Origin of the sequence: Affinundibacterium flavidum, assembly GCF_014284175.1 — a bacterium.
GTDB classification, from domain to species: domain Bacteria; phylum Pseudomonadota; class Gammaproteobacteria; order Burkholderiales; family Burkholderiaceae_D; genus Undibacterium; species Undibacterium flavidum.
The window spans coordinates 192,293-215,742 of record NZ_JACOGA010000007.1 but is presented as its reverse complement, the minus strand read 5'-3'; the positions used below and the strand labels follow the sequence as shown (position 1 = coordinate 215,742).

Here is a 23,450-nt window from a genome sequence, read left to right as displayed (position 1 = left end):
ATTTCATCTCCCCTCCATTTCAGAACACAAGGGCTAAAACATTTTCAATGAAAGCAGCTTAGTTACATGCACAATAAACCAAAACCCTGGATCGCGGTTCTCATCGCATTTTTCGCGACACCGCTCGCGATGATGTATTTGGGGAAACTACGTTACGCCTTGCTTTATTTTGTACTTCTACTGGTGATTGCTTTCGGATTATTCTTTTATCTTGGAAGCGAACTTGCGGCATCACTAGCGAAGTTGCTCTACTTGGTCGTTGGAATTACCCACGCGTACAAAATTGCGAAGCACTTTCCGGATGAGAAAATTCGTCCTTCGTATAGTCGTTGGTACTATTTAGTATCGGTGTTTTTTGTATTCGTCGCCATGGCATTTCTGATTCGGGCTTTCACGTTTGAGCCATTCAAAGCCCCGTCAGCATCCATGAGTCCGACCATTCCACCAAAATCTTTCCTGCTCGTACAGAAATGGGGGTATGGAAATTATGCTTCCTTTGGTGTTACTTTATCTCGCGCCGCTATCTCTTCTCCACTACAACGCGGCGACATACTCGTTTTTGAAGTTCCCGATGAAATAAAGACAAATTACGTGAAAAGATTGATTGGCCTACCCGATGATCGTGTCGAGTACCGTAACAAGCGATTGACAATCAACGGCCTAGCCATAGTGACACGTAAAACTGAAGAAGATGTTGGTTTCAATGATGTCGACAACTCAGCACAGATCGATATCTATGAAGAGCAGATGGAATCAGGCAGCTATCACGTGATGATAGACCGTGAACTACCGCCCATCGTCGTGTCCTATCCAAGAGAATTTATGTACAACGAGCGCTGCCAATTTGACGCTACAGGATTTGTTTGCACCGTTCCGAAAGACCATTATTTTATGATGGGCGACAATCGAGACAATAGTCGCGATTCGCGCTATTGGGGATTTTTGCCAGCAGATCACATAGTGGGAAAGGTAGTCACTATTCTTAAATAGCAAACTTATTCGGAGAATTCATGTTCTATACAAAGTATATGCAATTGAATGACAAATCAAAATGCAAAAAAAGTCATAATGCGTACTCTGTTTTTTATCGTCATCTATTTTTGTGCGGAGTCAGTATGTCCATTTTCAGGTTTCGTAGTGCATTTTTTGCGTCATTGCCCCCAACACTTGCCTCCAGTCGAGCTCTCCAGCTTACCGGTGGCATATTAGTTTGTGCACTACTAAGCGCATGCGGCGGTGGGTCTGGAAAAATAGGTGCGCCAGAGGGGGTATCTCTTAGTGGCCGCACCAGTTTTGCATCACCAACTGCCTCACCTTTAATTGGTAACGCTAGAAATTACGGCAGCATCTACAGGCCTGGAGGTGCTCTTGAAAGCGCGATGGATGTTGCTACAGGCTCAAATGTCACGTCTGACACCCGCACGATCACTGAAGGCGACATTTACCGCGTATTAGACGCTGGCAAAACTTTGCTCAATCTAAATCCCTATCGTGGATTGCAAATCATAGACTTGAGCAATCCTGTTGCACCCAAAATCTTGGGCAGAGTAGCGATAACGGGCACACCGACTGAGATGTATCGAATTGGCGATCGGGTATACGTTTTGATGAATTCGTGGTCGCAATATCGGGTTGTGCAAAAAGATGGCGCTGAAGTTTTAGATCGGTTTCATGGTGCAGCCGTCATCACGGTCGATATTTCAAATCGCAACCAACCAAAAATTCTCAATAGCACGACCGTCGATGGCTATATTGGCGCATCGCGTATGAGTAGCGGCGGTGGCAAGAGTGCATTGTATTTTACCGTGCAACAATATAAAGCTGGTGTTATCGACTCTTCTGTAAAAAGCTTGGCGATTGATGCGCAAGGAAATGTGCAAGCCAAATCTAGCATCGGTTTGGGAAACTATGTGCAAGCGATTCAGGCAATGAATGATCGCTTGATGGTCGCCAGCTTTGATGCTGCATCGGCATCAGCAAATAACTGGCGCTCACGGATCAGCGTGATCGATATTTCCAGCCCCGATGGTGTCATGATCAAGGGTGCGGACGTTGCCGTATCAGGTGTGGTCAAACAAAAGAACAATATGCATATCCAAGGCAATATCATGCGTATCGTTTCTTCGTCAGTAACGGGCGGCATTGTTATCTTAGACAGTAGTGGCATGTTGCGTACCTCCGATCCGGTTGTCTTTACCAATCTAGATAACACCACCATTACGCCGACAACCGTCACCGTCAATGGTACAGCAACAGGTACCACGACCACTGCTCCGCTTGTCCTCACCACAATTCAAACTAGCTCTCTCAACACCAACCATGTTGAGACTTTCAACATCGCGGACATAGCGAAACCAGTTGCCGTCGATCACGATACTTTCGGCGCAGAACAACAATTGTATGGCACGACCTTCTTACCGGACCGAGCCTTTTTCGTGACCTATCTGCGAAGAGATCCCTTCCACGCGTTCTCGATTACGCCCGATGGTGTGATGCAAGAAGAAAACGAATTTATCGTCTCTGGCTGGAATGATTTCTTTGTACCAGTGCAAGCGAACAGTCGCATGATAGGCGTCGGGCATAACGATGCCAACAATCGCCGCGCCTTGGCGATCAGTTTGTATGACATCACGAATTTAAAAAATACGCAGCCCTTAGTCGCTCGCGCTGAAGTGGATCTGGCCTATTCATTTTCTGAGGCCAATTGGGATGATCGCGCTTTCACTGTCCTCGATAACGCAACCAATGTCTTGGCGGACGATGGCAAGACCTTGGAGACAGGCTTAGTCTTATTGCCTTACACGGGATGGGATAGCGGCAACTATGTCTATAAAACGGGAGTGCAGATTTTTAGCTTTTCAGCGACCACCCTCACCCGTCGTGGCAGCATGCAGCAAGACTCTCAAGTGCGACGTAGTTTTATGGGAGATAGCAGTCAAAATATTGCGGCCAATCTCTCTGTCAATGAACTTTCTCTATTTGGCATTGCCAATCCCAATGCACCCGTCAAGAAATCGAGCTTGGAGTTATCAACGAATTATTCTCAATTTGTCGCCTTGTCGAATGTTGGTGTGCGCTATCGGGCGAGTGATTTCGGGTGGTGGGGTAGCAACAGCGCCGCAAAACGTACTGATGCGGTCGAAGTAGTCGCACTCAATAATGTCGATGGCGATACTCCGATCGCGAGCGTTGTCGTTCCCGCTAGCTCAAAGATATTCAACGTCGGCAATCACCTGAGTGTAGTCACCAGTGAGATGGTTGGAAACCTGATGCGCACCACGATTAAGACTTACGACTTAAGCATTCCAACTGCGCCTCGCCTCACCAGTAATTTTGTCAGCGACGAGATCTTGGGAGCCAATAATTTTTCCAATCCACTCGCAGATATCTGCATGAGTTGTGGCGGCTACGCATCGACGCAAGTATTGACTGTCGGGAAGGCATTAGTCTTTGTTAGTCGCACGCTGCAAAATGATTTATCTGCCGATGGCAAAACCATCACTCGTTATTGGAGCAATCAGAATTTTCAGGTGCTTAATTTAGAAGACGTCAATCACCCCGTCTTACTGCCCAAAATCAGTATGGCGAAGGACGAAGAAAATGTCGATGTGATTCAAAATGGTAGCAGTCTGTGGGTCAATTACCAAAAAGCCCAACAGCAGCTTGGCCCTAACGGTGAACTGCAAAGCAAATATTTTGTGAAAGAACTCAATCTCACGGCACCAGCGAATCCACGATTGGGTAAAGAAATCAATATTCCTGGCCAACTTATGGCGATAGTCGGTGATCAGTTTTATTGCTTGGAATATTCCACGGTCGGACGCAATATAGAACCTAGTTTGCACATGCTCATCGTGCAAAATAATCTCGCTTATTTGCAAGCGACCGTGAATTTGAGCGGTAAATATCCAACCGGACTTCTGGCAGATAGCAATGCTGTGGTGCTGACTAGTATGGACAGCAGTAATTACCAAAACAGGATGGATATCTATGCCGTACCAGTCAAAGATTTCGCCCTGCAATCCACTACCCCACTAGAAAGCGGCGCAAATTCAGCGATCTTACGTCCGGGCAGATTGATGGTATTAGATTGGTATGGTTTGTTCTTATACGATATCAGTCAGATCAAGACACCTAAGATTCGTGCCTATTTCCCAGTTATCAGTTGGAATGGAAATCTCAGCGTCGTGAACAAAGACATCTACCTACCGGCAAGTTATTTTGGGGTTTATCAGTTCAATCTTGATACCATTAACATCACTGCATCGCAGTAAAGTTTCTTGAATAATTAGTCGGTAAAACTAGGGAGGGGAAGAAAGTGAATTTCTTCTTCTCCTTTTTTCTTCTCCTTTTTATATGCGCCTTTCAAATCAAAGAGCGACTGTAAAGCGACTATCCATTCGATTTTCGATGTCGCCAAAATGCGTTTGTAGCTAAGTAGCAAAATAGAATGCAAAAAAATCCAAATGCAACAAGTTAGCCCCAAACTTCGTCAATCATGGCAAGAAATATACAAATTACGGCGAGATAACATTACACTGCCTGTTTTGCACAACTTCTTGCTCGCGCTTGGAATCAGTCCTTGACAATTGGTAGAGTGGTGCTGAAATGTTAGAATCAGTTCAGTGCTTTTGCAGCACCTTGATCAAAAAAAATTAATCGCCCCCCGCGTATCCCCATCAGGAGTTTTTATGAGCACCCAGTTACCTAATGACCAGACGCTACTGGAAATCATTAGGATCCAGACTGAAATAGTCAAAGCGGGTATGGACTTGGGTGCAGTCATGGCATTAATTACTGAGCATTCACAAAAACTAACTCACGCGGATGGGGCAGTAATCGAAATTTGTGAAGGCGATGAGATGGTGTATCGCGCCACTTCTGGGATTGCGAATCCACAGTTAGGTTTGCGCATTTCACGGACTGGCAGTCTATCTGGACGTTGTGTTGCGGAAGCCAGCATCATGTATTGTGCCGATGCACGCACAGATGACAGAGTCGATAGAAGAGCATGTGAGGCAGTTGGCTTATTGTCGATGATTGTGGTTCCTCTGATGTATAGAGATGACGTAGTTGGCGTTCTTAAAGTTCTTTCAAAGCAGGTTGATGCCTTTGATACGAACAATCAATTTATCTTGAAAATGATGTCCGAATTAGTCGCCGCGTCGATGTTTCATGCGGCACGCTTTGAAACCAATGAACTGTATTTCCATGCCACACACGATGCCATGACGGGGCTTGCAAACCGCTCGTTATTTTTTGACCGCTTACGGGTCAGCATGGCGCGCTCAATTCGCCACAATGAGTCTATAGCGATTCTCAATTTGGATATGGATGGGCTTAAGTCGATCAACGATCTATTTGGTCATCGAGCTGGCGACGCTGCCATTAAGGAGTTTGCCCGTCGTATAGAATCCATCGTCAGAGAAACCGACACCGTCGCCAGATTTGGTGGTGATGAATTTATGATCTTACTAAACAAAGTGGGAGATCGCGCGGGCGCCGAAAAACATATACATCGACTGTTTGACAAAATCCACGCGCCGTTTGAATTTGAATCCAATTCGCTAACGATAGACGCCAGCATAGGGCTTGCCATTTTCCCCGAAGATGGCAAAACTATAGAAGACCTGATAGAAAAATCTGATCGGGCGATGTACCAACAAAAACGTTCAAAAAAAACTACTGGGATTTATTTGAAAGTTCGCAATTAATATAATCAGAATCAAAATAGGATGAGCGCAGCTCTTTCTCCTAATGGCGGCTAGCCACTTTCCCAGCATGCCAGCGCGCTAGCTCGCAGCAAAGTCGTTTAGCGGGACAAGTCGACCCGACTTAAATCCCAAGTTTTCAAAACTATTCTCCAAGCTAAGCGCAAACCCAGCCACAACATTTTTCGTACAACTGCAGCCATCCATTATCCGGCTGAGTTACACTGCGCAGTCGCGTTATTCTTACGCTTCACTGTCACCAATAATTCTACAAAGCTACTCATGCAAAATAAAAAATTCGGCTTATTCCGCTCGTTTGTCCAAGCTATTTCATTGTTATCCTCATTTGCCTGCGGTGCCGTCGCGCTGTCTGCACATGCGCAAGAAATCGTGACAACGCCAGCGATAGAATCACCGACCGAGAAACCGCTGTTGGTAAAAGACAGTGAACCTTTGCCCTTGTGGGAACTTGGCGTATCAGCTTTTGCGCTCAGTCAGCAAGCGTATCCAGGATCAAATACCTATGTCAATCGCGTGTTAGCGGTACCTTATTTCTTGTATCGTGGCGAACACTTTCGAATAGACCGTGGCAATACCGGTTATCGCGCAATCAAGACACCGCGCTTTGAATTTGATGTGGGATTTGCCGGCGCATTCGGATCAAGTTCTGACAAAATCACAGCCCGACGCGGAATGGAGAAACTCGGCACCCTGATTGAATTTGGACCGCGCCTGAAGTGGAATATCAGTGACCCGGAAGCAAACGGTCGCTGGCGATTTGAATTGCCAGTACGTGCCGTATTTGACTTGAGTAATCAATTCAAGCATCGTGGATATACGATAGAACCAGAAATAGAATTTGAACGTCGCGCATTTGGTGGCTGGCGCTATAGCACAGGATTCTCGACCGTGTGGGGTAACCGCCAGATGGCAGAAACCTTTTATCAAGTGCGTCCTGATCAGGCTTTAGCAGAACGCCCAGCGTATCAGCCAAAGCAAGGCTTGCTTGCCTGGCGCCTATCGGCTTTCATTTCACATAGCTACAGTAATAATTTCCGCGTGTTCGGCGGCCTGCGATTAGACAGTGTGGCAGGTGCCGTCAACGAACACAGTCCATTAGTGAAACGTCAGACTGCACCCTCACTCTTATTGGGCTTAACCTATACCTGGATGCGTTCCGCACGTCCTGAGTTTGACTAGAGCCAGTTGACATAACTTATTCGCAGTCGCCCAAAAAAACGCACGCAGACGCCATGAAAAACATTTTTCAACGCTTGATCTTTCCCCTACTACTCTCTGCATTTGTGCTGTCGCTTACCGCATGTAACAAAGACGAGTTGCTTCAAAAATTTGCTTCGCCCGAGGAGCAAGTCTTCGCCAAACAATACATACGGCATTTGCAGCTAAGAGAATTTGAGGCAATAGAGAGAGCTGTTGATCCCAGTATTCAAGACCAAAATTTGCGCAATATTTTGCAACAAATGGCGGACCTGCTACCGACGGGTGAACCGACCGTCGTTACTCTCATTGGAGCGCATCGTCAAATTTCTGACGGCTATACCAGCTTGAATCTAACCTATGAATATGGCTATGCAGACAAATGGATTTTGGCCAATGTCAACATCAAGAAGAGTGCTGATACGATGAGCATTATTGGGTTTAGCGTGACGCCCCAGCCCAACTCCATCGAAGTCATCAATCAATTTTCATTATCTGGAAAATCCGCATTGCATTATCTGATTTTGACTCTCGCGATTATTTTTCCGCTGATAACGCTGCTGGCATTAGTGATATGCGTGCGGATGAAAATGCGCGGTCGAAAATGGCCTTGGGTGTTGTTTATATTGGCGGGTTTTGGAACATTAGCGATCAACTGGACCAGCGGCGTCGTGCAATTCATTCCGGTATCAGTACGACTGTTTAGTGCATCCGCTGTGGCACCAATTTATGGTCCCTGGACTGTCGCCATCTCGCTCCCTATCGGCGCGATATGCTTTCTGATTTTCCGTAAAAATCATGCAGCGACGTTGGAGACGACAGTCGCTAGCAATGACATAGTTAAATCAGATGAAACTACAGCTACTGCAGCCACAACACCTGCTGCAACCGCCACAGCGGACACTACACAAAGCAATTAAACAAAAGCCAGATGCGCTACACCGCTCCACAATTAATTCCATTTGTGGAGCGGATTGTGGAGCGGCATATTCGCATCAAGGAATAGGATGGTCTTTTGTTTCATTGTCCCAAGTTTCTGCCAATATCCAATAGCGCTTGCCGTCGAAGCTCAGCATGAGATTATTGATGCCACGCCCAATGACGGGACCATCTAGTGTCTTGCGCATTTCATAGGTACTCCAGACTTGAATCGAATGGCCAAACTGTTTTACTTCCCGCTTGATTTCGTTTTCAAAAAATCCGCTATCAAAGAAAGCTTTGGAATTGGCATGGTATTCCTGCACCGTGAAGTGCTTGAGAACAGACTCTTTCTTGGCATTGCGGCTTTGAATGAATAGCGCAGCATCTGGGTGATGCAAAGACAGATCCCGCTGCACATCACGCGCCACATTCGGTCCGCCCGATACCACGTCGTAATACGCACGCATCAAGCCATCGAGGCTAGAAACATCTTCTGTACGTGCTGCTGTTGCGTCTTGCGCGAAAGCAGCGACTGAGCTCAAGCACAAAGCGCAAGCAAGCCACAAACCCATCGCGAGATTTTTGGTTTTCATGAAGTTCTCCTGTAAATTTTAGAACAAGAGAATGCAGAATCTCAACGCTGCACTCTCCGATTACGTGAAGGATATTAAATTTACTTACACGCAAAAAAGATCGCGCGAGATTTACAGCTGAAACAAATAATTGAGTTTTACAAACACACTACGACCAGTAATTAAATCCAATTTATCAGTCTGCACGACACGTTGCGGATTGCTGACCGTTGCCAGATTTTCTTGGCGATCTGCGTAGCCAGCATAGATGGTCGTACCTGGCCCCAATACATAGCTTAATTGCAGATCTTTGTTTAACTGCTTACCTGATTTGATCCCGCTTAATAGCGGATTGGCTTGCAGATTATGATAATCCAACACTAACCTGACACCTAAATAGCGGTTGTGCTGGTACGCGATTTTGCTACGGAATACTAAGTCACGATAAATCGCACTATCCACCGGCAAACTGGCGATAGCCTTCATCGTATGTAAATCGTTATACAGCAAAGTCTCATCGATGCGTAATTGTGAATGTGGTTTGAAGCCCAGAGTCAAAGAAAAATCTCGCGCTTGATTCAAACTAGGATCTTGCCCAGCAGCCGGCACATAGTTGATCAATTTATCGGTGCCGGTGACAAAATTAATACTCAGCCAATCGAGCAGCTCTGACACCACACCGATACCATTACCATATTTTTGAAATCCACGACCTTCATATAACTCATAGGAATTGACGTTCACTACAGTAATGTCCGTGGCAAATTTGGTGCGCAAAATTAAATCGGTCTCCAAACTCCAGTCCTGCACCAAATTCTGATGATCACGCGATACGATGGCCTTTAATTGTGGTCCCGCCTGATTGAAAATCTTCGGTTCGGTGAAGTCCCAGATGTAGCGAATTTGTTGCGTAAATTGACGGATGTCATTGCGTGGCAAATAGGCGAGTTTGCGATCAAAATTTTCACCGATGTCGAGGTACTGGCTAGTCCACAAAAAATTACGCCCAGTATGTTTCACTTCGAGAAAACCCAAATCGTCTTGCAGCTTCGTGGTCGCGCCGTCTTTGGTTTGACTATGTGCAAATTGCGCATTGATATTCCAATTCTTATCGAGTTGATAGCGCATATCCGCACTCACGACTGAATTACTAATATTGCCCAGTCTACGCTCGGTCAACATTGCACCCAAATTCGAACCATTCGAGAAATCATTCTGAACCCGGGCAACGACTATGTTCGCCTTGTCACCATAGCTTGCATGCTGCACAGGTAAAAACTTGCCTACCGCGGCATCGTCAATGACCAAGCCACCGAATGACCAATTGCCTTCACGTCCAGTCAAACGTGCACCTGCTTTGGGTTCAATAATGCGACGCGAGAAAAATAGATTTTGCGGCGTCTGAAACATGCTGGCATTTTCTAAAAAGAATGGCCGTTTTTCTGGAAATAAAACTTCATAGCGTTTGTTCACCAAGGCCTGAGGCTCATCCGATTCGACTTCACTAAAATCAGGATTAAGCGTCAAATCCAAAGCCATCGCTTCACTCACGACCCATTTCGCGTCTAGGCCAGGACGCGACTTATTTTCTTGTTGCCACAATGCTGCGCTTGGATTGCTGCTATTCAGAAGTTTTTTCTGACCTGTAAAGAGAGAAGGATTAATTTGCAGATTACGCCCCGGCACTAGCTTGGCAGGGATTTGTATCTGCGCCATTTGTCCGACAAAGCTAGCGTCTTTATCCGTGATGTAAGGCCAAAACGACCATTCATTAATACCACCAACGATACGCCCAACGGCAATTCCCCAGTTTTGCACTTCGGATGCATTAAAGCGCAAACTCTTGAACGGGATCGCCATGCTGACCACAAAACCATCTTGCGTCAGTTGCCCTTCGGACTGCCATTGCGTATCAAAATTAAAATCGAGTCCTATGCCTTCAGTGCGTTTGCCGTCAAATTGCACGCCATAGGGATTGGCATGAAATACGAAAGAACGTTGTTTATCATTGAAGGTATCCAACTCCAGCACGACTTCGTCATCACCAATAATATTTTCACGCTTAGCAATATTGGCGCGTACCGATTTGGGATCGGCCTTGACCACAAAGATCGCGTAGAAGTGCTTATCGTCATACGACAAATACGCTTTACTGTCTTGCGATGCAGGCGTGCCATTGCCGGGTCTGTATTGTCTGAACGTGTTGATCTCTACGCCATGCTCAGACGGCAAACCCGCCACATAGTCTGCCAAAACCGGAGGTTTGTTGGCGCGTGGGATGGTCAGTGTATCTGCCGCTTGCGCCGCGCCGCTGGCCAATAGACATACCAAACTACTGCTCAACAACAAGGCGCTGCAAGGCGATTTCTTGAATTGGTGAGGATAGACTTGCGTCTGCCACTGTTGAATTTTTTTCTTGAATCTAGTCGGTAAATGTGTGAAGTAATTCATAGTCTTCCTTATTTTCTTATTTGTTTGTTGCTGTGTTTGTTGTGCTTATTGCCTTGCGTGCTAAATTTCTTAACGCCTATCTTGCAGCGCATTTCACCTACAACAGGCGTGCAGAAATAGACGTAGTCGCTGCATTCAAATGCGAGACTGCGCCTGTGATCGACAAGCGTATTGTGTAGGAGTGAAGGCGCACAAAGGATATGCGACAAAAATAGATCTGTGCCAAGAAAATGGCGCAAGCTCTCTTGATTTGTGCAAGGTTCGACTGCAATTAAAAATGCTAGTTCAACAATTTTTGAAAATTAAAAATTGAACTTTTTTTTCGAATTTTCTGTCCGGGAAATTTTTGCTACGGCTAAACCGCAATTTTCAAGCACACTTCTTAAGTGCGACCTCAAGCACAAAAATGCATACGGGATCTATGATAATTTCAGTTCTAGTCAATTGCCATAGGCGCCGATAAGCTCAAAACTATCGACGCATTTTCTTTGAAAATTCTAGGAGTGATACTAGCGTAATACGACGCGGATGTTGGGAATCAGATGTTGCAATGCTGTGTTGCAATGCACGCTTTGGAATGCGTGCCCTGCTTGCTCACGCTTCCAACGCAAACAATGGAAACTCCACAAAAAATATCGTACCGCCCAGCGGGTTGGTATAAAAACCGATTCGTCCATCCATCCGTTCAACCATTTCTTTGGCAATAGTCAAGCCAAGACCAGTGCCATCTTTGGCGCGAGTATCGGATGCGTCAGCTTGTGTGAATTTCTGGAAGATACGTTCGCTAAATCCAGCTGGAATTCCAGGTCCGCGATCCAATACTTCTATTCTGATTACGCCATTGTCATTGAGCAGCAAACGCAATTTCACTTGCTCGCCCTTGGGCGAATACTTGCAGGCATTTGACAGCAGATTCGCCATCACTTGTGCGAAGCGATCTGGATCAACCCTGAGTGCGTAGGCGGGAATATCACTATCGAGCACCAAAGCAACACCCAAGCGTTTCGCAAAATCTTGATTTGATTCGAGTATGTCAGCGACCAAAACATACAAAGGCAGACGTTGAAAATTGAAGTCCATCATGTTCGCTTCAATTTTCTGCATATCGAGTAAATCATTAATCAAGCGAGCCAGACGCTCAGCGTTGTTTAATGCGATCTGCCCTAGTTTCGCTGCCGCAGGTGGTAAATCACCGGTCACACCCGACACCATCAGACCGAGGCCACCGCGAATTGCGGTCAAGGGTGTACGCAATTCATGGCTCACGGTGGACACAAATTGCGTCTTCATCCGCTCGACTCGCCTTTGCTCAGTAATGTCGCGCACGATTAAAATAAACTTACGTTGTCCCGCATCGGCAAATCCACTCAGCGATAGCTCCGCTAAAAAACCACTACCGTCAGCGCGAACTTGTTGCAGTTCCATTTCACTGTAGCCGGTCTGCAAGAATTCTGGGCTGCTGACATGCTCCATCAAAACTGCAGTCAAATCTTCGCTACATAATTTGGAAAATGGCATACCTTTGATTTGCTCCGGACTCCAACCGAAGAGCTGTAGGCCTGCGCGATTACATGTCTCCACCATCCACTTGCTATCCGCAGTCAGAATCGCATCGGCGGCGTTTTGCAATATGGCTTGCATCCGTTCTGCGCTATCGCGATTGAGCTGTTGCTGCGCCGTGAGTTCCTGTAGACGCACCGCGACCAGAGACTCTAATCTCGCTTGATCGCGCGTCAGGCGACCTACGCGTCGCCGATAAATCCCCGCCAAGCCTCCTACGATCAAAAAGAACATCAGCCAGCGAAACCACACGGTTTGCCAGTAACGCGGTGGGATTTCGATAGGCAAACTGGCGACTTGCTCGCTCCACATGCCGCGATCATTCGCCGCTTTCACTTGAAACACATAGTCACCAGGATTTAAGTTGGTGTAGGTCGCATTTCTATGATCGGCATCGACTTCTACCCATTCCCGATCAAAGCCTTCGAGTCGATAGGCATAGCGATTTTGCGCCGGATTGGTAAAGTGCAATGCGGCGAATTCTAAGGAGAACACCGATTCTTGCTCAGCGATGCTCAACGCCTGTGGTGCTGTCACCGATCCTCTTAGTCGGATGCCAGCAGGCAGGTCGCCAAATTTTAGAGAGCGATTAAATACACTGATATCGGTGATAGCAATTTGTGGCGCGGAGGAATGACGGCTAACTGCATTCGGATACACCGCTGTCATCCCTTTGGTGCCACCAAAATACAAAACACCGTCTTGAGCGCGATAAGAAGCACCAGCGAAATTATCTGATAAGCCATCGCTCGCCACATAACGTTCAACCGTACCGAGATTCGGATCGAATCGTATCAAGCCATCCACGGTACTGAGCCAGAGTCGCCCCTGCAAATCACTTTCTATCGCAACGATTTTTGCCGACCCGATTTGATCTTTTGCATCGTAATGGCGAAACCAGATACGACCATCTTTTTCAGTCATAATTTGGTTTAATCCATTCACTGCGCCAGCCCAAATTCGTCCTTGCGAATCTTGATGTAATGAAGAGATATTGTCCGCACTAATGCTTGTTTGCTCTTTGGGATCATGTCGAAAATGCCTGAACTTGCCCGTCTTTTTGTCGAGCAAGTCGAGTCCACCACCGACCCATTCTGCGCCAGCCCACAAACGACCACTACTATCTTGCAATATGGTCGTCGTGCCCTTGGCGCTGCGGCTGTCAGGATCACTTGGGTCTGAGATAAATTTGGTGTGTGTTTTTGCTTGCGTATCAAAACGAATCAAACTATTTCCCGTGCCCAACCATAGAATACCCTCATCACCCGGCGCTATCGTATTGATATAGTCATCTGCAATGCTATCAAAATGAAACACCGTAAACACGCCATCATCTGTATCGAGTCGATTCAAACCTACGGAGGTACCAACCCACAATGGTCCATTGCGCGATAGGTGCAAGCTGTACACCAAGTCATTACTCAAGGCGCCTTTACGCGTTTTGTCAGCACGAAATTGTTTCAGCACATTGCCATTGACCGGATCGAATAAGGCGACGCCATTATTATTTGCCAACCACAAGCGCCCATCGGGTGTGCCCGCGATTCGTCCGATGGCATTATTCGGTCGTGGATTCTGCGCATCAGCATCAAAGGGAATAATGCGCCTGAATCCTGTGCTATTCAGATTGGTAAGAGCGATTCCATCTGTCAAAGTTCCAACCCACAACATGCCGCCACGGTCATGCAAAATGGCACGCACGTCATCCGATGGCAGACTGTAGGGATCAATCGCCTGTTTGACAAATTGCCTGAATTGCCCTGCTGCGGCATCCCATTTAAGTAAGCCCGCAGATAGCGTCGCCGCCCATATCACACCATGGTGATCGGCATAAATTGCATTCACTCGACTATTCGGGGTATCGATACGTCGACGTTTGGACCAATCATCTGCGGTATTCCATTGCACCACGCCATTTTCGGTACCTATCCATAAAACACTTTGTACGTCGAGATAGAGTGATCGTACGATATTCAATTTTGAATCCGGCGCTTTCTCATCATCGATACGAAAATGCTGAAACCCTGTAGCGCCCGGTGCCAGATAGTCGATCCCAGCTGGCCAGGTGCCCGCCCAAACGCCGCCACGCTGATCAACCGCAATTGCGTTCAAATCGTTCGTCGCTAGGCTATCTGGTTTGGCAGCGTCATGCGAGTACAAAGTGAACTCTCCGCTCGCAGGGTCAAAATGCTGCAAGCCGCCCCAGGTTGCCAGCCAAAAACCCGCCTTACCGTCTGGCACGATGGATTTGATAATGCGTTGATTGGCGACGCCAGACGCAGGAGCAAACCGCGTGAAGTTATTCTTATCGGAATTAAAGCGCGCTAGGCCGTTTTGCGTACCTACCCAGATGCGCCCTTCTTTGTCTTCATACAGGGCAGAAATTCTGTCATGCGGCAGGCTGGAAGCATCTGTCGCCTGACTTTGGTATTTCTCGCTGTGATAGCCATTGAAGCGATACAAACCAGCGTTATTTGTACCTATCCAAATAAATCCTTGCCGATCTTGAATCAGCGACAAAGTGGAAAGCTGATCGGCTCCCAGCGAAGGAAGTCTTTGAAAGCGCAATTCAGAGGTCGAAGCAGCAAATGCAAATGTGCAGGCGAAGCTCAGCACCAAGCCCATCGATGTAGCAAGTACAGCAAAGACGACGCTTCTCCAACTATTTTTTAGCAGACTATGCAAAGAGAATCACCTGAGAATTGTTAGCTGAGCTACTGTCTTCGACTCCTCCCTTGGCCAGCGCGTTTTTGCGTAAGCTCAACAAGTTATGAAGGCTAAACATGAGGCAAATTAAGCGAATGATTGGCCGCATCTGCACAAACCCGGTTAGGGGATAAACTAGGGATAATCCACTTTGCCAACAGCCATCTGCGCTGTCAACATCTTTCCTACATGCATGTCGTTAGCTATAAGCAGCATGACAATGAATCGTACTTTTTACAACAAAATCGCGTGGGCTAGCATTCACAATACCATCCTGGCGTCTAGGTGCCGAGGCGCATTAACAAGCTAAGCGACAAGCACGAAGTCGGGTAACACAATTAATTTGCTCTGCCACGCGGCTAAAAGTATGATGCCATTGCGGCATTTTATTTGTTCAAGCCGCCCCACACTGCCGACAATAACCGGACAAAAAAAGAAGGATGCAAAAAAATGCCAAAAACCGATTACGCCGACCTGCTAAGCACGCTCAAAACGCGCTTTGAAAAAAACAAAGCGCACCATCAACATGTCACTTGGGCCGATGTAGAAAAAAAGCTCGCCAAAAACTCGACTTGTCTAGCTGTGTTAATGTCCATGGAACAATCAGGTGGCGAGCCCGACGTCGTCGATTTTGAATTGGGCGCAGGGAATAACAAGGAAATCTTTTTTTGCGACTGTGCTGCGGAAAGTCCTAGTGGCCGTCGCAGCGTTTGCTACGACCGCGCTGGCTTAGAGTCGAGAAAAGAACATCAACCCGCCGATAGTGCGGTCGATATGGCCAATGCCATCGGCGTCACGCTACTCAGTGAAGAACAATACCGTGCGCTACAAAGCCTAGGTGAATTTGACAAAAAAACTTCGAGTTGGATACAAACGCCTGCCGCAATTCGCGCATTAGGCGGCGCACTCTTTTGTGATCGTCGCTATGACCATGTATTTGTGTATCACAACGGCGCGCAGTCTTACTACAGCGCACGCGGCTTTCGCGGCGTGTTGAAGCTGTGATTTCATGTTATGTGCAAATGGCTCAATAAATGACCCAATGACGGAGGCGGGTTGCCACCGTCATTGTAGGGCTTTCATTTTTTCGAAAAATACAAAAAATGAGACGAGGCGGATTTGGCAGGCTATCAGCCACGGATCAAGCAAGTAATTTCAACGCCAGCGGTAGCAATACCAAGTACGCCAAACCTTGACGCAGAAGTCGTCCAAACTTCGCAGATGCATGCGCTGCCGATGTGGCGTCCACCGAATTTGTCGGCGTTTCCCATGCCAAGCCAAAACACACACGGAGCACATTAAATTGTTTGATCACACGATAGATCAAGTAACTACCAGCAAAAGTAAAAACAAGCACAAAGACGGGCTCTAAGCAGGCGCCGAGCGCATACGGTTTCAAGATATATGCGGCAATCAGAATGAGACTTTGATGCACGACATAAATAGGCAAAACGGCTTCACTCCAACGTTGAGAAAACTGCTGAAAGTGTGCACCAAAACTTTGCGCATACGCAAGCGCCGCCATGATGCAACAACCAGCATACGAACGATAAACAATCGCAGCGAAACCATCTACCCACGGTAAAGCTTTCCGCTCTGGCACCATCCACAAAAAATTGTAAACCGCGAGCAAAGCAATAAATAAAACGACAGCCGCAATCAGGTAACGACGGCGATATTGCACAATGTGCCGCCAAAATGCGTTCAGCATCGCCAATGCATAACCGGCCAGTAAAAACAACAATCCTGTGTTGTTCCTGTCATCGAGATGGAACACATCTAGCGCGATCAGTGCGAGTATTAGCAGAACACTGACACTGCCACCATGTACGTTAAAGTTACTGAGATTTTTGAAACTATTCGTCGCCGAAGGAAATTGTTGAACTAAAATTTTCCACACCAGTTTTGTGAAAGCGATGACAAGAATCAGCACTAGAGAAAATTTCCACAGCTCTCGCAAATACCACAAATGATTGACATCCATGTGCGGCAAAATACCGCTCTTATAATTAGCAAACAAGGGGTGCTTGAGCTGCCAGAAAGCTTGATAAAAATCCAGATAAGTAAAACCCGCCGGCAATTGTCCCTTGCCAGCCATTTCTATATATAACTGCGGCGGCACTACTACCAAAACTCCAAACAAGAGAGGCAATAGTAAGCGCAAACTGCGTTGACGCACGCTGTACCAACTGCCATATTTTTGCAGAGCATAGTGCAATGCAACGCCAGAGATAAACCACAACAAAGACATACGCCACGGGTTCACCAACATCATCCAATTTGCTAGTGTTTCACTTTGATAGTCACTCTTATAATGAAAATCCCAGCCTTGGATATACAGCATGCCGGTGTGGTAAAAAATCAAAAGAAACAAAGCCACAATACGGAGCAGTTCCAAATCATGGCGTCTCTGAGTTGTAGCATGAGTTGCAGAATGAATCGCAAAATTAGTTGCAGAATGAGTTGCACCTAGACTCGTATCATGACCGCTGGCCGATGGAGCCTGAACACTGAGCGTGGGATGAGAAATTAGCTGGTCTTGCATCGTGATTGTCCTTAATCCATGTTCAGGGCATTAATAAAAAATTCGAACAAGGCGGAGTGTATGCAATCGACTATAGCTTTTCTACTATTTTGTGGTGAAGTGCGTCTTAGTTGGGGTGAGTCGGAATGTCAGTGATAGCACGCAATATTAATCCTTGCGTTCAAACACCAACTTACCACCTACCAAGGTTTTCTCTACTTTCACATGCTTAATTTGATCTGGCGCGATCTTAAAAATATCCTGTGACAAGATCACGATATCGGCTAATTTTCCAGGTGTAATACTGCCTTTCAGATGTTCTTGAAATTCTGCATACGCCGACCCCATGGTGTACGCCTGCACCACTTCGGCGACGGTGAGTTTTTGTTCTGGATACCATCCTTGTGGATATTGACCATCCAAGGTGGCGCGTGTGACTGCCGCGTGGATCGCACTCATGGGATCAAGCGGTGCGACCGTCCAGTCTGTGCCGATGGCAAGCTTTACGCCATGCTTTAAGAAGCTACGGAACGCGTAAGTGCGGCTGGCGCGCGCATGTCCTATGCGTTTATCGACAAAACGACCATCGTCAATCGCATGATATGGCTGTACCGAAGCGATGACGCCCAGCTTGGCAAAGCGCGCGAAATCTTGCTCCGCCATATGCTGCGCATGCTCGATTCGAAAACGTCGATCACGTTCACCATTTGCTTTAACCACGTCTTCAAACAAATCCAAAATTGCGGAAATTGCGTCATCCCCAATCGCATGTACGCATAACTGCAAGCCCGCTTTATCCGCCAATATCATACGCTCGCGCATACCCTCAATCGGCTGCATTTCGCCTGCAAGCAAACCACGGGTCTGCGGCGCATCCAAATAAGGTTCGTGAAAATAGGCGGTGCTCGATCCCAATGATCCGTCCGCGTAGGTTTTCACTGCCCCCATGCGTAAAAAATCACTACCGAAAGCGTGCCGGATTCCCAACTTGCGAATGTCTTCCGCTTGCAACAGCATGGGCGCTACATACATTCTGGAACTCAGTTCACCGCGTTCCGCCAATTCAGCATACGCAGCGATATCGGCGTAAGGCGGATTCATATCCTGCAAGCTGGTGACGCCCAACTGCGCCGCCAATTGCAAGCCGGCGCGTATCGTTCTCAGGCGTTTTTCTGGACTCGGTTCTGGCATCACTTTGAACACATAATCCATGGCAGCATCTTTCAACAATCCGGTGGGATTACCATCTTGATCCCGCACAATCTCGCCGCCGGGTAATTCTGGCGTTTGTTTGTCTATACCAGCCAGCTTCAACACTAAAGAATTGGCAACTGCCATATGACCGTCGTAACGGGTGACAAATACGGGGCGCTCAGGCACGACGGCATCAATGATTTGACGCGTTGGCAGGCCAGGCGCGGTAAAAGCCTGATCATCCCAATTCCCACCCAGCACCCACTCACCACCAGGCAAGGATGCGCCATGGGCGGCGATACGACGAGCGAACTCTTGCAATGAGCTGGAGTCTTTCAGTTCCACTTCCGAGAGCGAATTTCCGCCATCCGCAAAATGTACGTGAGCGTCATTAAAGCCTGGTAATACACGCTTGCCATGAGCATCAATCATCTTGGTGCGCGAGCCGCGCCACAGCGCTACTTGTTGATTTGTACCAACTGCCACGATCTTGTCTCCCAACACCGCTACCGCCTGCGCCTGCGCTTTGCTTGAGTCGACTGTCCAGATTTTAGCGTGATGAATAATCAAATCGGCAGCCGGCTTTTGTGCCATGGCGCTGGATGATATTGCTAGCAATAAGGTCGAAGAGAACAAGAAAGTTTTCATAGTGCTCCATGGAAATGAATGACTTGAGTTTTGACTGAGATACACACGATGAGGCATGCGATACCAATCGACAATTGATACTAGCGCCAAAATGCCAGCTGCACAACGATGATAATTTCGCATAGAATGCGATTCTCACATCATGTCAGTTCTGCATGATTTTCAGACTTATTTTTTGTCTCGATTTTTGTCTCGATTTTTGTCTCGATTTTTGTCTCGATTTTTGTTTCCACTTTTATTTCCATTTCAATTTCTTTTTTTAAATGAGTTCAATATGAAAAACGCTTACCGTATCTTGTTGGCTATCAGTTGTGTGGTACTGGTCGCTTGTCATAAAAAGGGATCAGAAGCATCGGCTTCAGCTTCTGCGGCTGCCGCGACCGAACAAGCTGCTAGCACTGCCACGACAAGCACTGCGAAGTCCAATGAAAGTGCCAAAGCCAGCGCGGCAGATTCTGCTTCGTCTGCAGAACCGACTGAGCAGCAAGCAGAGCTGGCAAAGAAAAAAGCCTTGATGGAATACGCCACCATGGAAGACCGCTACATCAACGACAGCAAAGGACAATGGGCGAATGGCGCGAAAGCCAGCACGACTTTTGGCGATGACAACAGCTCTGGCCCTTCTTCAGTCAATGCAGTGGCAAATGTCAAAGGTGGCGTCGATGGCAAAACCTGGACGAATAACAATCAAGATATAGGATTTGATTGGTTGGAAACGACTTATGAAAAGCCGGTATCAGCAACAGATGTACGCGTCGTCTTTGAAAACGGTGCCGGAGTCGAAGCAATCAATAAAATCTCGATACAAAGCACGGACGGCAAATGGAATACGGTGTGGGATGGCATCAGTGATCAAAAGCGCGACCAACGTGGTAATCGCACTTGGTTCGTACGCAGTTTTGACCGCACTTCGTACAAAGTGAAAGCAGTCAAAATCAGCATCGCGAATAATATGGAGCGTGGTTACAAAGTGATTGATGCGGTTCAATTAGTTGGTGACTAACCTGAATTAATCCCGCACTTTGAAAGCTTGATTGGGGAGTCTTAAGTTTGAACTTGATGATTTGAGCTTGTTGATTTTCGCTTGATGCACGGCTCCTGCATCTTTACTTAGAATCGGTACAAGCCGCGTCATTCGTCTACTTAGCCATTTGGTAGTCATGATGCATGCGGCTTGTACTTGTTTTAGTGATGTCAATTTAAGCGACTTGGTGGACTATGTTGGTGAGCTAAGTTGCCAAGCTCAGTTGCTGAACGAATTTGCTAGCCTGAATTACTGAACCGCTAGCAGTCAATCACAAACCAGCATCAGGTAATATCAAATAGGCACGGGTAACTTCTTACGTGGCCGACCACGTGCTACTGGCTCCACTCTGCGCTCCGTCAGTTTCGACATATCCGCTTTGTACGCTTCCGATCCCAATAACCAGGCTTTATTGGTCGCATCGTTGATCGCTTTAAAATGCGCTGAAGACAGCCCTTTTTCCAAGAGTTCACGATACGCAGCTTCACGCTGAAACGGCGTATTTCCCAAGCCCCAGTACATCGCGTGATCCGCCACCAAAGGGTCAGCTCGCATACCCAAATGATGCTGACAACTCGACCAAGAATAGGCATCACCACTAGTGACCAAATGCTGACGCACAGGCATTTCTTCTATCATCACGCAACACGGTAGAAAGTAATTCGCGGCCTCAATCACGGTCGCTTTAAATCTGCCCTGCCACAATAATCCACTACGCTTGTATTTGGCGTTGTAGTAAGGCACGTAGTAGCGCCCCAGCCATTGCATCAACTTGCCGAGCGCCAGCTCATCATCCGGCGTAGCGAGTAAATGCAGACGATCTGGCAAAATCGCATACGCGTGAATTTGCACCTTAAATTGTTTCGCACCCGCTTTCAGCCAGTCTAAGAATGCGCTGTAATCGGCGTTATCAACAAAGATGGTTTTGCCATCAATACCGGCTTGCGTAATGTGATGAGCCTGATGTGGAATTACCAAGCGTGGGAGTCTTGCCATAGTAGTTTATGCAGCTTAAAAAATTAGGGTCATTGTAGTGGAAAGTGAAAAGAGTAGCGAGGTGCGATTCGCGCGCCCGAACTTTGTCACTTGGTTTACCGGACATCGGATGAATTCAGCCACTTAAACTTTAATTAAATCAAAAACATGATCTCAAAACATCTTTACATTACAATGTCGCCTTTAATTGCAAGTTAGGCAAGTTCAGTATTTCTGAACTCCTTCTAATTCGTAAGCACCTATTGACCACACACGCTAGAAAGAATAACGATTATGTCTCTTCGCCATCGCACCATTCCCAGTTCCCTCATCGCATCAAGCTTGGCAATTCTCTTAAGTGCCTGCGGTGGTGAATCCAATCAGCACGACGCCACGCTCGGCTTGCAAGCCGCACCTATGGCGGCAGCACCTAGTACGCCGACCAGCTTCCCGAATGCACGCAATAATTATTTGATTACCCGCACCGCCACCGGTTTTGAAGTGCGAGACTTAATCGGTATTACAGCGAATGTGCAGGTCGCAGCCAACGCGAGTCTGGTGTTTTCTGATATGACCGTAAATTTAATGATAGGAGAGCAATCCAAGACTTTGTCAGCGACGAATTTGCGCACTTTGATAGAACTGTATATCGCCTTCTTTAATCGTGTTCCCGAAGCTGATGGTCTCGGCTATTGGATACAGCAAATGAAGGCGGGGATGACCGTCGATCAACTAGCAAATAATTTCTACGCGGCGGCAGTGCAATATACAACGCTGACCGGATATTCCAGCACGATGACGAATGCTGAATTTGTGAAAATCATTTACAAAAATGTGTTGGGCCGCAGTGGTAGCACGGCACCACCGGATGCCGATGTCAATTATTGGGCGGGTGAACTGGCTTCTGGAAAAGCCAGCAAGGGCACGCTGGTAACCACTATGCTCAATTCTGCCCACAGTTTTGTTGGCGACGCGACTTGGGGCTGGGTACCGCAATTGTTGGACAATAAAATCGCTGTTGGCTCTTATTTTGCGATTGAACAGGGTCTTGGTTATGTCAATCCGAATGACGCGATTAGCAAAGGTATCGCTATCGCAGCACTAGTCACCTCGAATAACACCGCCGCGGCAAAAACACTGATTAATGTCACCGATACTAATTTCAATTTATTAATGACAGCACCCACTGGATCCGGCACAGGCAATTCCAGAGATTGCTTCAATGCGAATTTGTATAAAGCAGGTACCGTATACCGGACAGAAATGAGTTCGACCTACACCAGTAACAATACCAGTAGCACTGAAACATATGCCGTTACTTACACAATGAATGGCAATACGACGTTTAAGGGAATTACAGCTCAAGAATTGGTGGCAGATACGCTTTCATTAACCGGCATCGGAACGGGCGCGACCAGCCAAATGAAGTCCTATATCGTCGTGACTAACGATGAAATTTTCATCTATGGAAACGTCTTAAATGTGAAAGTGAATACCACAACCAACTACGTGGTCACCTCCAGCATGACCCCGCCTGTGCGCACGCCAATCTCGTTGCCAGTGAATCAAGCGTACCAACAAACTTATACGGTTAGCCAAGAAATGGCAGGTAATCCTACGAGCCTGCCTGTTCATACGACGACAGAATCCTTGACCTTCTTAGGCACAGAATCGGTGACCGTTCCAGCTGGTACCTTCAAGTCGTGCAAAATGAAACACATAGACACGGAAAATGGCAAGTACATCACCAGCTATTCCTGGCTAATTGCAGAAGGTCAATGGCGCGGTATGCTCGCCAAAGTAGAGGCCGTTGATGCTGTTACGGTCGCCACTAAGCTCAGCATTAATTAATATTGATTAGTATTGATTAGCAGTAGCAAGAACTTCAGAAATAATAAACCGAGGACGCAAAAGTTTAAACAGTAAATAAGCCTATTGGTAAGAGG

The 23,450-nt window shown here is 47.0% G+C and carries 14 protein-coding genes; 8 read left to right on the top strand and 6 right to left on the bottom strand.

Translation table 11 applies throughout. The features are described from left to right. The first annotated feature begins 66 nt into the window (after positions 1 to 66). The 5 genes from lepB (at position 67) to H8K55_RS09350 (ending at position 7,849) form a co-directional block, all read left to right on the top strand. Complete coding sequence (gene lepB / locus H8K55_RS09370; RefSeq protein ID WP_186941822.1) at positions 67 to 990, top strand: signal peptidase I; 924 nt, start codon at positions 67 to 69, stop codon at positions 988 to 990. Between the two features lie 125 nt (positions 991 to 1,115). Then, positions 1,116 to 4,274, top strand: a complete 3,159-nt coding sequence (locus H8K55_RS09365; protein ID WP_186941821.1) for a beta-propeller domain-containing protein — start codon at positions 1,116 to 1,118, stop codon at positions 4,272 to 4,274. Positions 4,275 to 4,691: 417 nt separating this feature from the next. After that, the gene (locus H8K55_RS09360) at positions 4,692 to 5,714 is read left to right on the top strand and encodes a sensor domain-containing diguanylate cyclase (protein WP_186941820.1); all 1,023 of its coding nucleotides are present in this window, start codon (positions 4,692 to 4,694) and stop codon (positions 5,712 to 5,714) included. 279 nt (positions 5,715 to 5,993) lie between these two features. Beyond that, positions 5,994 to 6,911 (top strand): MipA/OmpV family protein, encoded by a 918-nt coding sequence (locus H8K55_RS09355; RefSeq protein ID WP_186941819.1) that lies wholly within the window; start codon positions 5,994 to 5,996, stop codon positions 6,909 to 6,911. Between the two features lie 53 nt (positions 6,912 to 6,964). After that, positions 6,965 to 7,849, top strand: coding sequence for a hypothetical protein (locus H8K55_RS09350; protein WP_186941818.1), 885 nt, complete (start codon positions 6,965 to 6,967; stop codon positions 7,847 to 7,849). Between the two features lie 75 nt (positions 7,850 to 7,924). On the opposite strand, the gene H8K55_RS09345 is transcribed toward H8K55_RS09350, so the two are convergent. The 3 genes from H8K55_RS09345 to H8K55_RS09335 form a co-directional block, all read right to left on the bottom strand. Next, positions 7,925 to 8,443: a nuclear transport factor 2 family protein gene (locus H8K55_RS09345; protein WP_186941817.1), complete on the bottom strand. Its 519-nt coding sequence runs from the start codon at positions 8,441 to 8,443 to the stop codon at positions 7,925 to 7,927. Positions 8,444 to 8,554: 111 nt separating this feature from the next. Further along, positions 8,555 to 10,873: a carbohydrate binding family 9 domain-containing protein gene (locus H8K55_RS09340; protein WP_186941816.1), complete on the bottom strand. Its 2,319-nt coding sequence runs from the start codon at positions 10,871 to 10,873 to the stop codon at positions 8,555 to 8,557. A 594-nt stretch (positions 10,874 to 11,467) separates the two neighbouring features. Then, a complete protein-coding gene (locus H8K55_RS09335; protein ID WP_186941815.1) occupies positions 11,468 to 15,118 on the bottom strand; it encodes a two-component regulator propeller domain-containing protein in 3,651 nt (1,216 codons plus the stop codon). Positions 15,119 to 15,589: 471 nt separating this feature from the next. Between H8K55_RS09335 and H8K55_RS09330 the strand changes: the two genes are divergently transcribed. Continuing rightward, positions 15,590 to 16,144, top strand: a complete 555-nt coding sequence (locus tag H8K55_RS09330; protein ID WP_186941814.1) for a DUF4256 domain-containing protein — start codon at positions 15,590 to 15,592, stop codon at positions 16,142 to 16,144. 136 nt (positions 16,145 to 16,280) lie between these two features. On the opposite strand, the gene H8K55_RS09325 is transcribed toward H8K55_RS09330, so the two are convergent. Together H8K55_RS09325 and H8K55_RS09320 are read right to left on the bottom strand one after the other, a co-directional pair. After that, positions 16,281 to 17,684 carry an acyltransferase family protein gene (locus H8K55_RS09325; RefSeq protein ID WP_186941813.1) on the bottom strand — a complete coding sequence of 468 codons (1,404 nt, stop codon included), beginning with the start codon at positions 17,682 to 17,684 and terminating at the stop codon, positions 16,281 to 16,283. Positions 17,685 to 17,831: 147 nt separating this feature from the next. Next, a complete protein-coding gene (locus H8K55_RS09320) occupies positions 17,832 to 19,505 on the bottom strand; it encodes an amidohydrolase (protein WP_222612418.1) in 1,674 nt (557 codons plus the stop codon). 274 nt (positions 19,506 to 19,779) lie between these two features. Between H8K55_RS09320 and H8K55_RS09315 the strand changes: the two genes are divergently transcribed. Further along, positions 19,780 to 20,508: a hypothetical protein gene (locus tag H8K55_RS09315; RefSeq protein WP_186941812.1), complete on the top strand. Its 729-nt coding sequence runs from the start codon at positions 19,780 to 19,782 to the stop codon at positions 20,506 to 20,508. Positions 20,509 to 20,823: 315 nt separating this feature from the next. On the opposite strand, the gene H8K55_RS09310 is transcribed toward H8K55_RS09315, so the two are convergent. Beyond that, complete coding sequence (locus tag H8K55_RS09310) at positions 20,824 to 21,525, bottom strand: transposase (RefSeq protein ID WP_186941811.1); 702 nt, start codon at positions 21,523 to 21,525, stop codon at positions 20,824 to 20,826. Between the two features lie 273 nt (positions 21,526 to 21,798). On the opposite strand from H8K55_RS09310, the gene H8K55_RS09305 reads away from it, so the two are divergent. Beyond that, entirely contained in the window at positions 21,799 to 23,355 is a 1,557-nt protein-coding gene (locus H8K55_RS09305; protein ID WP_186941810.1) for a DUF4214 domain-containing protein, read from the top strand. Positions 23,356 to 23,450 lie beyond the last annotated feature (95 nt).